Raw genomic sequence first — 12,649 nt, 5'->3', positions numbered from 1 at the left:
AGCAGCCTGACACCCCAGCCCTTGGGGGCCGGTCGAAACGACGACGCGATCAAGCCAACAGGCTCCGCCCAGCCATCGGCATTCCGCGACAGGCTTTACAACTTGGAGATCTGCACCGTCATCTGCTCCACGATCGCGATCTGGGTCGTTGAACGCCCGCTACCGGCGGGCCGTGAAAGCCCGTGGTCACTTCCCCAACGAACAGGCTGGACTGAGTATCTATACCTGGTGACCCGGTCCCTGGAATCGACCGGAGCACGCAGAACCCGATGGACGATGCGCTGGAAACCCTCGCTGAACGCCTTCGCCATCACCTTCAGCGACCGCTTCCCGGCCGCTGAAACCTACTCACCAAGATCGCCGGAAACACCCCTTAGCGAGACAGGCCCGCCGTTGGCCCCAACTCATCCTGAAAACAGGGGGCGGCGGCGATGCTTGGATGCCGGCTCTAGAAACAGCAGCCCGAGGCTAAGCTAGGCCGGTGATGGCTGAGGGAGCTCGGGATCAGGCTTCGCGGCCCGGAGCCGGCAGAAGACTCCAGCGGGCTGGTTGGGGGACACTCGCGGTGTTGTTGGCGGCGTTCACCATCTTTGAGAGCCTCAAGTATGGCTTGGCGACTTCGATCGCAGCGCTTGTTCTTGTTGCGTTTTTCGACGTGGTCCGGCTGGCCGGGCCCCGCGCGCCACGCGTGCTTCATCACGCAGTGCGCAGCGTGTGGATACCAATCGCTGTGCTGATCGCCTACACTTTTGGGCCGATTGTGTGGCCGCCGCTCTTCACCGCAGCACTTGCTTGGCTCACCCGTATTGCGATTGACCGGGCGCTTCCTCGCACGTCATGAGCCACCGAAGAACCTCGCCAGCTTCTGCGAGCCGCGCCCGGGTGAGTGCTGGAGCCGGCAGGGTGAATGTCGGATTCGCTCCACTGGAATAGTACGCGAGCTGCCCATGTGGCTCGTCGCAGAGATTGAACCTTTCCGCGCAAGCGGGTGATCGCTGAGCGTGGTTAGGTGGTGCAGGCATGTCGCGAATGTACCCCGTGCGTCCTGATAAATCGGGCGATTGTCAATGGATCCATGACTTCCCGGGCGGCCGGCGTAGCTACGAGCCCCGGGGCCGGCGTCAACCTCGATAGTGACGTTCCGTAACAACGGTGAGCGTCGACGACGCAGCCGAGCACGGATTTGTTGTACGGGCAATCGATGGATCGTGCCGCCGTAACGTGAAGACCGATTTCCGCCAGCACATCCGGGCCTCGTCGGCCAGTGTGTAAGGCATGATCACGCCTACGACAACGACCGAACTTTCCATGCTGCAGGGCATGTACGCGGCCGAGACGAAGTACCTCGCCGCGGGTGGGCCAGGGATCGCAGACTTCGCGCCGCTCGAACCGTTCTTCTCGCCGGACGTCGTACTGCACCAGGCAGCGGGTCTGCCGTATGGGGGAATCTGGCGGGGGCATGAAGGTATGGAAAGGTTCTTTCTGGCTATGAGCCAGATGTGGGACACCTTCGAGATGGTCGAGCAGCGTTTCCTTGCCACCACCAGTCCACTTGTCGTGCTGACCCACGTACACGCACGTGCCCGAACCACTGGACGCGAACTTGACTTTCCGATCTTGCAGACGATCACCGTAGAACACGGACGGATCACCGAGGTTCACCCGTTCTATTGGGACACCGCCGCTATCGCCAACGCCTGCACGCCACGCGATTCGGATGGTCGTTGACACGCTCGCTCAGAGGGCTGAGCCGTTCGATGTAACGGCGGGTGACGCCAAGTAGTTCATCTCGTATCGAGACATGGAGCACGTCGATTCCGTTGCGATGCAACGGAAGACGCAGCACCTCGGCATGAAAATGCTCCTCTTCCAGGTCAACTTTAACAAGGGTGCTGCGTCGACTGATGAGTGTCACATATACCTCGGTCCTGCCCGTACGTGAGGAGACCGTGGACTTCCTGACCGGTCTGCTGGCCACCGAGCGACTGCGGCGCGGTACCCGCGACAAAACCCGGTCGCTGTCCTGCCATGACCAGGCGGTGCTGGTCCTGCGCTGGTTCCTCGACGGCACCCGGATGCCGCAACTGCGCCGCCGGATCGCCCGCCGGGACGAACTCCAGGCACCAGGTGGTGCGGCCTCGCTAACTTCCCTGCTGTACCTGGGCATGGCGACCATGGCGCTCGCCTACGGCCTGCTCTACGACGGCCTGCGCACCACATCCGGATCGACGGCAACCGCGGCGACGCTGCTGGAACCGGTGTCCGCGGCTCTGCTCGCCGTCATTCTGCTCAATGAACGCTTAGCGTGGCCCGCTCTGGTAGGTGGAACCATGATCCTGGCGGCAGTGGCTTCCCTCCGCCCTACTTCAAGCAAATCTGGGCACAGGCCGAGCAGGGGCGAGGCGGAGCATCGGCTCCCGCACGTTGCCGATGCGCCCTGAGAATCAGGCGCAATCGCGACGATTCAGGACGACCGTCAACGAGTTACCCGGGTTGCTGGTGAAACGAACTGGTGGCCGGCCGCTCGCCCGCTTTGCCACTTAAGACTAACGAGACCAGTGGCGCTCCGCCGACGCGGACGCCCGAGTGCACTGTTGTGCTGAGCGAAGTACTCGGCTGAAGCCTCTGGGTCACCATCAAGAAGCTTTCCGAACGGCGCTGACACTGACTTGAATCCGAATTGGCAGCACGATATGCCACAATCGCTTGCGCTTCGCCGGGAAGGACTGGCGCGGTCTACAGAAAGGGGTTCCGTCATCGCAAGTTTGGCGCGCCGAGATCGGGTTCCTCCTCACCGGAACTACGGATCAGCATGACATGCATGGCATTCGGGATAACTACTGAATTTCTCGCCTGGCGGACCTCCTCGGAGTTGAGAAAGAGGCCATGCCCTGCAGCCGCCACTGGCTCTCGAGTGCACAGCGTCCCAGCCTCGCTACCGCTGCGGCCGGGCACCCTCGGGTGACGGCCGTGTTGCATCATCGATGCTCCGCACTGCCGATGCGATCGATCGAGCCACTTGAGCAAGCGAGGCGCGAGAGGTCCTGCCAAAGGCGACTAGAAGGACAGCTGCAAGTCACTAAAGGCGCTTCTTTTGCCTGTTAATGTCGGTGCATCGCCCGACCTTGATCCGGCGGTCGCGCGACGTCACGAGTGGGCGCGAGATCGGGCATGCCGCGCTAAGGGCCCAACATGTCCGCGCTTGTGACCTAGCAGCAGACGCCCTTCTCTCGCCGACCGTAGGCCAACTTCTGGCTACACTTTGACGGATTGTAGAGATCGCTCCACCAATGGCAAGATCAGCAGACCCTGCGGCCGAACTGACACTGGCGCTGGCAAGCAGCCAGCCATCGCGCGCGTGAGCTGAGATCTTACGCCGACATCAAACCTGCTCTTAGACGACGAGCATGTCGCGAGAAAGGAGATGCCGTGTACGACCCGACGGATATGCCGACTGTGGAGTTCCGGCGGTTTCCGCCAGCGCCGCCGGTTCGGCGTCGACTGCCATGGGCGCTGGGTGGCCTACTGGCCGTGCTGCTGCTCCTCGGTGGCGGCCTGTACGCCGTCGCTCCATTGCGTGAGCCACTGCCCGCTCCTATCGTCGAGTTGACCCTGCCGCCATCGATGGCCCTTCCTGGTAAGGCTCCACCATTGTCCTGGCCGCGAGCGGGTCAGGGGATGATCTCAGTGGGCGGGCTCGGAACCCTCGGTGCCTTCGGCGGGTCGAAGCCGGTACCGATCGCGAGCGTGACGAAGGTGATGACCGCCTATGTCATCCTCACCGAACACCCCCTCGCCGTCGGCGAACAGGGGCCGACGCTGACGGTCAGCGCCGCACAGGCCGCCGCGTACCCGGCGGAAAAGGCACGCGGCGAGTCGCTCGTCGAGGTGCGGGCCGGAGAGGTGATAACCCAACGGCAGGCACTACAAGCCATACTCCTACCCTCAGCGAACAACATGGCCCGCATTCTCGCGGCTTGGGATTCAGGCAGCGTCCCCGCTTTTGCTGACAAGATGAATGCCGTCGCGGACCAGCTCGGCATGTCCGACACCCACTACACCGACCCGTCCGGCCTCGACCCGGGCACCGTCAGCACCGCGCGGGACCAGGTGGTTCTGGCCAGCAAAGCAATGGCCTTGCCGGCGTTCGCCGAGATCGTGAAGCAGAAACAGGCCACCATACCCGTGGCTGGCACGGTACCGAACTACAACGAGCTGGTCGGCCACCACGGGGTGGTCGGAATCAAGACCGGCTCCACCGATGAGGCCGGCGGCTGCCTCGTCTTCGCGGCCGTGGTCACCGTGGGCGACCAGAAACTCAGCATCATCGGCGCGGTCCTGGGCCAGCCCGGCGTCAACACTCCGGTTCAGCTGGACCGGGTGTTCGCGGTGACCCGGTCGCTGCTGCGCTCGACGGCGACCGCGCTTACTGTCCACACGCTCGTCGAGGCCGGCAAACAGATCGCCACCGTACGCGGCCCGCTTGGCGCCAGGAGCACCCTCCACGCCGTCGAGAAGGTCGAGGTGATCGGTTGGCCGGGCCTGCGTGTACGGCTGGACACGCAGATCCCCACGGTGTCTTCACGGATCGCTGCCGGGACCAAACACGGCCAGCTCACCGTCACTGCCGGCACCGGCGAGCCGCTCGGCACTCCGCTACGCACCGGCGGCGCCCTCGCGCCGCCCACCACCTGGGAGCGCATCCGTCATCACCGCTGATAACGCTGCATGCGCAGCAGACTCCCTGAGTGCCGTGTGACCGTTGCGGTGCTGAGCATGTCGCCCGCTCGGCTTCTCGCGGTATCGCCAGGTCGCTGCCCACGTCATCGCGGCGGACCTGGGCTCGGCGGACAGAGTGCTCGCCCGGGGCAAGCCGGCATGGGCCCCGCCGCCATCGACTATCTGCTCGTGGCGAGCCGGGCGGCCCTGCCCGACTTCCTCACCTGAGACGTCTCCGCGCGCCGACAAATAGGCGTCGCGACAGGCCGCCGCGCCGCGATACCCCAGGCTGCTATTGACGGTCGGAGAGTAGTGGGGCGTGGCGATTTGCTCGTACGAGGATAGCGGACAGCCGGCATCAAGTCTGAGCAGTGAGAGCTGCTTCTGCTTCTCCGCAAACCTGAAGTCGTTAAGCAAGGCGCGTCGCCTCCGCCCGCCCGCAGATGGTCAAGACATGATTACCCCCAGGATGGGCGCTTCCCGTGCCGACCGACTCGTTGCCGTGCTGCCGGCTCGGGCGTGGGGCCGGCTGTCCGCTGGCGCCGGGGTCCACCGGCCCGGCGTGTACTGGTGGGCGCGGGTGCCGGTGCGTGTTTGCTGGCAGCCCGGTCGGGGGCACTGGCTGCTCGCCCGCGGCGCAGTATGACGACCGGGAGATCGCGTACTACGTCTGTTACGGACTGCGCCGCACCCGTCTGGTCGACCTGGCCCGGATCGCGGGGGGACGGGGGGATCGAGGAGTGTTTCCAGCAGGCCAAGAACGAAGCCGGCCTCGACGAGTGCCAGGTCCGCGACTGGCGAGCCTGGTACGCCCACATCACCCTGTCCGTGGCCGCCCACGCCTGGCTGTCCGTGGCCCGATCCCTTACCGCACAAGGGATCCAGCCCCGGCGACGATATGATGATCGGCTACACCGTACCGGAGATCCGACGACTGCTCACCGCACTCACGATGCGATCAACCCATCCACCGGAGCGCGTCTGGGCCTGGCTCCGATGGCGGCGACGACGCCAACACCAAGCCCGAACCTGCCACCACCAACGACACGGCTACCCCTAACCAACTGCCGTTGCAGTATTAGGCCATGGCTGGCGCGTCGAACACTGCGGAGAAGCGCTGCCGAACCCGGATGATGCAGCGATCCCGGCTGGTGTCGCCCCAGCGCTGTCGGTCGTAATCAGTGAAGGGCCGTTCCAGGGCATCAAGCCGCTCGACATTCTCACGGAGCGCGGCGCGCCAGACCTCGGAGACTTCCTCGGGAGCAGCGATGAGCGCCTCGATCGCATTCATGAGGCGAGTCTTCTCAGCCATCGCCTCAGGGGTCAACGACCACAGGCAGATTCCAAACTCTCCCGAGAGGTACCCCTGCCAGGTCTCGTTCGCGTCGTCCGGTAGATCCCTTGAAGCCGCTGCGTAGCGGGAACGGAAGTGATCAAACAGCTCATCGACGCCGCCGGCATCGTCAACCAGCGCGAAATAATCAGGCGGGTAAAGCTCCACGCCGTCGGGAAGCACATACGTCGCCTGCGGCAGTCGGCCTGCTGCGATCAGCTCCCGGACATGTCCCGGCATCTCATCACGGCTAGCGCAGAGCTGCTCCAAGGTCCGATACTCGGCGCTCAGGTACGCAAGATCAGAAGAGCTGAGCGTTGGTTCCTCCGTCATAACGGCAACCCTATCCAGGCTCACCGACATTTCCGTCCCCGAGACGAAACCCCGGCCTCCTCAACCAGCCACCGCCACAAGATTGACAGGACACGCCCTAGGCGGGCAACCGGGTCACGGTCAGCCATGGCCGGACAGCGATCAGGGCGTGCATGCGGTGCTGACGTGGGTGTTCAGGTTGTCCCAGATCGGCACTATCGGTGCGTGCAGGCGTTGGTGGGCCTGGTCACGCAGACACGCCGGCGGACGTCAGCCTTCCAACCTCTGTAGTACCAACGCCGTTCAGTTAAGCGTTTCGGTGCTGTCAAGCGTGTCGTCGAGACGAAGCAGCGGAGCTCCGGCATAGAGGGTGATCACTTCGATGCGCCCTTGAACCTGGAGCTCCGCTGGCTGATTAGGTTGCTATAACTCCACCGGTGCCGGTAGCCGTGGGTGTTCGTGCCGGTTCATCTGGGCGAGCTGACTCGGCTGGTGCCGTTCGAGATGGTCGATGATGTCCTGGCCATGACCAGGCGGACCGAGTCCAGGGTCAGGCTGTACCGGCCCGGGTCGTGATGTATCCACTACTCGCCGGGTGCCTGTTCGCCGAACTGGGATACCTGCAGGTGTAGTCCAAGCTGAACAGCGGCTTGTCGGCTCTGCCGCTCGTGGCCCCCAGCGGGAGTGCGCTGCGCCAGGCCCGGCAACGCCTCGGGCCGCAGCCGGTGCGGGCGTTATTCGATGTGTTGCGCGGCCTGGCCGCTACCAGCGCCGCCCAGACGCGCTGGCGAGGCCTGTTGCTGGCCATAATCGACGGGACCTTCCTGACGGTCGCGGACGCACCGGCCACCGCGAGCCGCTATGCCAAACAACGCTGCAACAACGGCAGTTCCGGCTACCCGCAACTGCGGCTCAGTGCCCTGCTGTCCTGCGGCACCCGATCGGTGATCGACGTCGTGTTCGATCCGGTCAGTGTCGGAGAACTCAATCAGGCCCGACAGCTCGCCCGCAGTCTGCGCCCCGGGATGTTGCTGATGGCCGACCGCAATTACGCCGGCGCCGACCTGATCGCCACCCTGGCCGCGACCGGCGTGGGCCTGCTGATCCGTTGCAAGATCGGCCGCAAACTACTGATCCTGCGCCGGCGCCGCGACGGATCCTTCGGCTCGATCATCGGCGGGCTGCCGATCCGGGTGAGCGACGCGCAGGTCAGCATCACCACCACCGACGGCACCCACACCGGCGGCTACCGGCCGATCACCACCCATGCTCGACCCAGGCAGACGCCCCGCCGCTGAACTGATCCAGCTCTATCACCAGCGCTGGGAAATCGAGACCGCCTACCTCGAACTGAAATCCTCGATCCTGGGTGGACGTGTCCTCCGCGCCCGCACCTGCGACGGCATCAGCCATGAGATCTACGCCTTACTCAGCGTCTATCAACTGGTGCGCACCGCGATGGTCGACGCCACCGGCAGCCAGCCCGGCCTCGCCCCCGACCGGGCCAGCTCCACCACCGCTTTTAACACCGCCCGCGACCAGATCATCCACCCCGTCCGGATCATCGCCGACACCGTCATCGACCTGGTAGGCATCATCGGCATCCACTACCTGGCCCACCTACTGCCCGAACGCCGCCGAAGCACCAGAAGTCGCATGATCAAACGCTCGAGCAGCAAATACCAAGCGCCCGGCCCCAACATCGACCGGCGCAGCTACCAGGCCACCACCAACATCGACATCATCAGCCCCGACTGTTGACGACCACACCAACCGCCTAACTGAACGGCGCTGATACTAGATGTGTCGCTGCTTCAGTGGAACGCGATCGATGACGTCAACCTGAATTCGTACTGAATGCTTCAGATGCCAAAGTGGACAGACATCAGCTCCGAGGAGGTCGAGTGAAGCGATCCATTGCGGTCGGCTTAGTACTTGCTGCTGCAGCAGCGGCCACAGGGTTCGCAGGTGCTGCGTCCGCTGCACCTGCGTCACTGGAGTTTGGTGCCTGCCCGGCCGATGTCAATGTTCCCGGACTGCAGTGTTCCACTGTGCGGGTGCCGGTAGACTACGGGAATCCGTCGGCTGGCTCGGTCGACATCGCGGTATCGAGATTGGCCGCGACTAACCCCTCCGCCCGTCGAGGTGTTCTCCTGGCCAATCCGGGCGGCCCGGGAGGCGTTGGTCTCGACTGGGTACCCGGCCGGTGGGCTACTCGTCTGCCTGCCGAGGTTCGTGCGCGCTACGACATCATCGGCTTCGACCCGCGCGGTGTCGGACACAGCAGGGCAATCCAGTGTGTCCAGCCACCTTATGACTTCTGGTCGCCGCCGCTCCCTGACCCGGACCTCGCGGCCAACCGCGAACTCAATTTCGAGCGCTCCGCTCAGTACGCCCAGGCTTGCGCAGCAAACGGCACAAAACTGCTATCGCAAGCCACGACGGCTAACATGGCGCGCGACATGGATGCGATCCGAGCAGCCCTTGGTGAGCAAAAGATTAGTTATGTTGGCTACTCTGCGGGTACCTATCTCGGCGCGGTCTACAGCGAGCTTTTCGCCTCTCGAGTCGATCGAATGATCCTCGATAGCAACATCGACCCTGCTCCGGACGACGTTTGGTATCAATACAATCTAAACCAGGCTAAGGCGGGTGGGCCGCGATTCAACGCCTATCTCGACTGGCTCGCCGCTCATCATGGTACGTTTGGCCTGGGTAGCAGTAGGTCGCAGGTGCGGGCGGCATGGGATGGGGCGCTCGCTGAGCTTCAGGCTTCCCCGCGTGGCCCGCTCGGGCCCTACGAATTCATTGAGGCAACGTTTAATGTCCTCTATCACGAACTGTGGTGGTCGGATTTCGGTCATCCCATCGCCGATTTCGTTCTCCGCGGCGACGCGGCCGGGCTGCAGGGTTGGGCCGGAGACCGGCGCAACGTCCAATTCGAAAACCAGTACGCCGTCTACTCCGCGGTTACGTGCCAGGATGCGCCAACCCCACGGGATCGGGCCAAGATAACCGCCGATGCGCAGGCACTGGAGAATCAGACGCCGTTCGCCTGGTATGTACAATTCTTCTCGGCATGCTACGACTGGCGTCTGCCGGTCCGTCAACCAGTCAAGATTCACGGAATCGGGGTGCCACCCATCCTGATGTTCAACTCGGCTAACGACATGGTGACCCCGATCGAGGGCGCAGTTTCGCTCCACCGTGCACTGCCAGGATCGGTGCTGGTCACGGAGCAGAACTCCGGCCGCCACGGAGTCTCCTATCAGCCGGGCATTAACAACCCCGAGGCAAACCGCATCGCTAACGAATATCTGCTCAACGGGACGCTACCCACGAGCGACGTAACGATCCCCGGACACGCGTTGCCAACGCCCAGCGCCGGCTAATAGACCTTACTCCCAATGCGGCTGCCGGCGGTCCGAGCCCCCCCGTGCAAGGACCGCCGGCAGCCGCTCGCCGTGCTATTGATCTCAATACTCCCTAATACTCCAGCCGGAGATGCTGACCTTCGCTGAGCTGGGGCCTGATGTGGTCCGGGCACGAAGGCAGTCAACGTCGATCATGGACGATTGTGTGGACTGACCACGACGCAGTGGTGGCTGCCGGATAAAGGTAGACGCCCAGCGACGGCGGGTGTTGTTCAACGACCTCATGTTGACCATCGGACAGCGTTTCCGCAGGCCGGGCCCCGACGTCGAGCTGGTGACTTGTTGCGGGGACTGCTGGCGCCGCTACCGTGTAAGAACTGCTGGACCATCGCCGAGCACGCTGGTGATGCTTGCCCGGACGGGATGCAGGACTTGTTGACCCGGGTGAAGTGGGACGACGCCGCAGTGCGTGCCAACGTCCGTAAGTTTGTCGGCGAGCAGCTCGGCGATGCCGAGGCGGTGCTGGTTATCGACGAGACCGGCGATCTGAAGAAGGGCCGGCGCACCGTCGGAGTCCAGCGCCAATACTCCGGCACGGCAGAAAGATCGAGAACGGTCAGCTTGCCGTGCATCTGATCTGCGCCACCGAAACCGTCCACGCGATGCTGGACATGGCCCTCTACCTGCCCAAATCCTGGTGCGATGACCCGGAGTGGCGGTCCGAGGCGGGTATCCCGAACAGGTGCGGTTCGCGACCAAGCCGCAACTGGCAACCCGGATGATCGAGGCCGCAGTCCTTGCGGGGTTGCCCTGCCGGTGGGTGGCCGGCGACGAAGCCTACGACGGCGACCCGCGCTTGGCCGCCAAGCTGCGCACGCTGCGATTGGGCTACCTCCTGGCGGTGGCCCGTTCACATCAGGTGACTACCTCTCTGGGCGTCTATCTCGCTGATGTGCTGGTCACCGGACTTCCCGCTGCGGGTTAAAGGTCCTATCGAAATGATGTTGGGCGTGTCCTCGGCAGGTGAGGATCATTCTGCCTGAATGTGAGGAGGGGTGAGCAGCCGCCGTGGATCGCCTCGGGCGACCTCTGGGCCGAGATCGAACCGCTGCTGTCGCCTCGACCGCCTCGCCGGCACCGGTTCCTCGGCCGCAAGCCGGTGGATGACCGCAAGGTGTTGGGCGGGATCCTGTTCGTTCTGCACACCGCGATCCCGTGGGAGTACCTGCCTCAGGAGCTGGGATTCGGCTCGGGAATGACCTGCTGGCGCAGGTTGCGCGACTGGAACGACGCCGGCGTGTGGCAACAACTGCACGAGGTCCTGCTGGGAAAACTTTGGGCCGCCGGGTGGTTGGACATGTCCCGGGCAGTGATAGACGGTTCACATGTTCGGGCGCTCAAAGGCGGCCCAAAACCGGTCCGAGCCCGGTCGACCGCCGCAAGCCAGGCTCGAAACACCACGTCATCACCGACGCGGGCGGCATTCCCCTCGCCGTCAGCCTGACCGGCGGCAACCGTCACGACGTCGCCCAGCTCATGCCCCTGGTCGACAAGATCCCACCAATCAAGGGCATCCGAGGCCGGCCGCGGCAGCGACCCGAACGGATCTACGCCGACCGCGGCTACGACTACGACTCGTACCGCCGTGAGTTGCGCGCCAAGGGCATCACCCCGATCGTCGCCCGACGCGGCACCGGACTGGGTGCCGGACTCGGCACCCGACGCTGGGTCGTCGAGCAAACCATCGCCCTGCTGCACCGGTTCCGCCGCCTGCGCATCCGCTGGGAGATCCCCGACGACATTCACGAAGCCTTCCTCACCCTCGCCCGCGCCATCATCTGCTGGCGCTGACTCCAACACTCAAAGAGTTAGGAGCTCTAAGAGACGGTTCAGCTCCTGTCGGAGGCATGGGGCTGGCTTCAGGCCAAGTGCCTGATCGCCTGGACCGTTGACCAGAGCACCGTCGAGGCGTCCACCACCACCCGGCGAGGTCGCGAGTTCCTATGTCACGGTGCCCGCTGGCTCCGGGCGGTCGAGCGGCTCGGCGTCGACCTCGTTTCTGAACTGGAGTTCACCGCCCGGCCCCAGTTCCTGCGTGGCGACTACGAGACGGCGGCACTCACGGCGATGAAGGAGGTCGAGGTCCGTCGCCGCGCCGGGCTCTCCGACAGCCTGGTGGGGACCAAGCTGATGCAGGAGGCGTTCGGCCCGCCGAAGAACCCCAGTGACCAAGCCAGCCGCTCTGGCGTGATGACCTTGACCTAGGCGAGTCGGTGGCCCAGATGGAGCTGTGCACAGGCGCCATCGGGTTGTTCAAGAACCCGTCGAGCCATCGCCGCGTGGACTACTCCGATCTCACCAAAGCCGCCGAGACCATCCTCCTGGCCGATCTACTTCTCAGGCTGCTGCGCAAGATTCCCGAGGGTCCCGTCGCTGGTGAAGGCGCGGACCTCCACGGGGGACTGATCCTTCCCAGACAAGACCACGCCCGGGAGGACTATCCATTGCACATATCGTGTGGATCACCTCTACTGGGACCTTGGTGAGTGCGCCACCGGCGCGGTGTTCGAGATCGGGCGGCGAGGCTCGACCGCCAGGGTCTGCCTGATGGACGACGATGAGTACCAGGCGTACGTCGACGGCGATGGGTACGAGTACGAGTTCTTCGGCGGCTTCTACGACCTCACCCCGGCCGGTGCGGCGCTTGGCCTAGTTGTACTGCAGGGGCATGGCGGCGGCGATGGCGATCCCGACCGGCCCACAGCCTGCGCCAAACCAAGGGCGTGCGATTAGCCGCTGCCGGCGGTGGTGACAGGCAAGGGTTCGGTGAGTGGTTCGACTCGCCGTTCGTGTCACGGCGAGGTCGAGGGCGTGCTCGTCGCGCGGTCACCAACAGGAGCGGTGGGCTGTT

13 protein-coding genes and 3 pseudogenes are annotated in these 12,649 nt (G+C 64.3%); 15 read left to right on the top strand and 1 reads right to left on the bottom strand.

Annotation, left to right across the window (positions count from 1 at the left end; translation table 11 throughout):
- Positions 1-96: 96 nt before the first annotated feature.
- From OG992_RS33635 to OG992_RS33610, 6 genes and pseudogenes are all read left to right on the top strand, one after another.
- Positions 97-348 (top strand): annotated as a pseudogene (locus OG992_RS33635) (transposase); the annotation flags it as partial.
- A 220-nt stretch (positions 349-568) separates the two neighbouring features.
- Entirely contained in the window at positions 569-841 is a 273-nt protein-coding gene (locus OG992_RS33630) for a hypothetical protein (RefSeq protein WP_266305525.1), read from the top strand.
- 434 nt (positions 842-1,275) lie between these two features.
- Positions 1,276-1,728 carry a nuclear transport factor 2 family protein gene (locus OG992_RS33625; RefSeq protein ID WP_266305524.1) on the top strand — a complete coding sequence of 151 codons (453 nt, stop codon included), beginning with the start codon at positions 1,276-1,278 and terminating at the stop codon, positions 1,726-1,728.
- A gap of 176 nt (positions 1,729-1,904) precedes the next feature.
- Positions 1,905-2,087: pseudogene (locus OG992_RS33620) on the top strand (IS5/IS1182 family transposase); the annotation flags it as partial.
- Positions 2,076-2,441 (top strand): DMT family transporter, encoded by a 366-nt coding sequence (locus tag OG992_RS33615; RefSeq protein ID WP_266305543.1) that lies wholly within the window; start codon positions 2,076-2,078, stop codon positions 2,439-2,441. The pseudogene OG992_RS33620 and the gene OG992_RS33615, both read left to right, overlap by 12 nt.
- Before the next feature lie 988 nt (positions 2,442-3,429).
- Positions 3,430-4,719, top strand: a complete 1,290-nt coding sequence (locus tag OG992_RS33610) for a D-alanyl-D-alanine carboxypeptidase family protein (RefSeq protein WP_266305523.1) — start codon at positions 3,430-3,432, stop codon at positions 4,717-4,719.
- A 1,078-nt stretch (positions 4,720-5,797) separates the two neighbouring features.
- On the opposite strand, the gene OG992_RS33605 is transcribed toward OG992_RS33610, so the two are convergent.
- A complete protein-coding gene (locus tag OG992_RS33605) occupies positions 5,798-6,385 on the bottom strand; it encodes a DUF6058 family natural product biosynthesis protein (RefSeq protein ID WP_266305522.1) in 588 nt (195 codons plus the stop codon).
- 432 nt (positions 6,386-6,817) lie between these two features.
- Between OG992_RS33605 and OG992_RS33600 the strand changes: the two genes are divergently transcribed.
- The 9 genes and pseudogenes from OG992_RS33600 to OG992_RS33555 all read left to right on the top strand — a co-directional run bounded on the left by OG992_RS33600 (position 6,818) and on the right by OG992_RS33555 (position 12,531).
- A complete protein-coding gene (locus OG992_RS33600) occupies positions 6,818-6,940 on the top strand; it encodes a transposase domain-containing protein (protein WP_323182039.1) in 123 nt (40 codons plus the stop codon).
- A 74-nt stretch (positions 6,941-7,014) separates the two neighbouring features.
- Positions 7,015-7,662: a transposase gene (locus tag OG992_RS33595; protein ID WP_266305520.1), complete on the top strand. Its 648-nt coding sequence runs from the start codon at positions 7,015-7,017 to the stop codon at positions 7,660-7,662.
- On the top strand, positions 7,631-8,125 hold the full coding sequence (locus tag OG992_RS33590) for a transposase (protein ID WP_266305519.1): 495 nt from the start codon (positions 7,631-7,633) through the stop codon (positions 8,123-8,125). The genes OG992_RS33595 and OG992_RS33590 overlap by 32 nt, the downstream gene beginning before the upstream one ends.
- Before the next feature lie 143 nt (positions 8,126-8,268).
- Positions 8,269-9,756, top strand: coding sequence for an alpha/beta hydrolase (locus OG992_RS33585; RefSeq protein ID WP_266305518.1), 1,488 nt, complete (start codon positions 8,269-8,271; stop codon positions 9,754-9,756).
- Positions 9,757-9,939: 183 nt separating this feature from the next.
- A pseudogene (locus OG992_RS33975) lies at positions 9,940-10,723 on the top strand (IS701 family transposase).
- Positions 10,724-10,837: 114 nt separating this feature from the next.
- Positions 10,838-11,589, top strand: a protein-coding gene (locus tag OG992_RS33565; RefSeq protein ID WP_266305542.1) for an IS5 family transposase whose coding sequence is annotated in 2 segments (ribosomal slippage) — positions 10,838-11,147 and positions 11,147-11,589 — 753 coding nt in all. Because the reading frame shifts where the segments join, the coding sequence is not laid out codon by codon here.
- A gap of 45 nt (positions 11,590-11,634) precedes the next feature.
- The gene (locus OG992_RS33885) at positions 11,635-12,003 is read left to right on the top strand and encodes a TIGR02391 family protein (RefSeq protein WP_323182041.1); all 369 of its coding nucleotides are present in this window, start codon (positions 11,635-11,637) and stop codon (positions 12,001-12,003) included.
- A gap of 8 nt (positions 12,004-12,011) precedes the next feature.
- Entirely contained in the window at positions 12,012-12,284 is a 273-nt protein-coding gene (locus OG992_RS33970; protein ID WP_353962163.1) for a TIGR02391 family protein, read from the top strand.
- Positions 12,256-12,531, top strand: a complete 276-nt coding sequence (locus OG992_RS33555) for a DUF1883 domain-containing protein (protein WP_266305514.1) — start codon at positions 12,256-12,258, stop codon at positions 12,529-12,531. Before OG992_RS33970 ends, OG992_RS33555 begins: the two co-directional genes overlap by 29 nt.
- Positions 12,532-12,649 lie beyond the last annotated feature (118 nt).

This window comes from Micromonospora sp. NBC_00362 (assembly GCF_026342155.1).
In the GTDB taxonomy this organism is placed as follows: domain Bacteria; phylum Actinomycetota; class Actinomycetes; order Mycobacteriales; family Micromonosporaceae; genus Micromonospora; species Micromonospora hortensis.
This window is presented reverse-complemented; position numbering and strand designations above follow the sequence as displayed.

Excerpts from the sequence above, each read along its gene's own strand:
- OG992_RS33625 (WP_266305524.1), top strand. The coding sequence starts at position 1,276 with ATGATCACGCCTACGACAACGACCGAACTTTCCATGCTGCAGGGCATG.
- OG992_RS33615 (WP_266305543.1), top strand. The coding sequence starts at position 2,076 with ATGCCGCAACTGCGCCGCCGGATCGCCCGCCGGGACGAACTCCAGGCA.
- OG992_RS33605 (WP_266305522.1), bottom strand. The coding sequence starts at position 6,385 with ATGACGGAGGAACCAACGCTCAGCTCTTCTGATCTTGCGTACCTGAGC.
- OG992_RS33590 (WP_266305519.1), top strand. The coding sequence starts at position 7,631 with ATGCTCGACCCAGGCAGACGCCCCGCCGCTGAACTGATCCAGCTCTAT.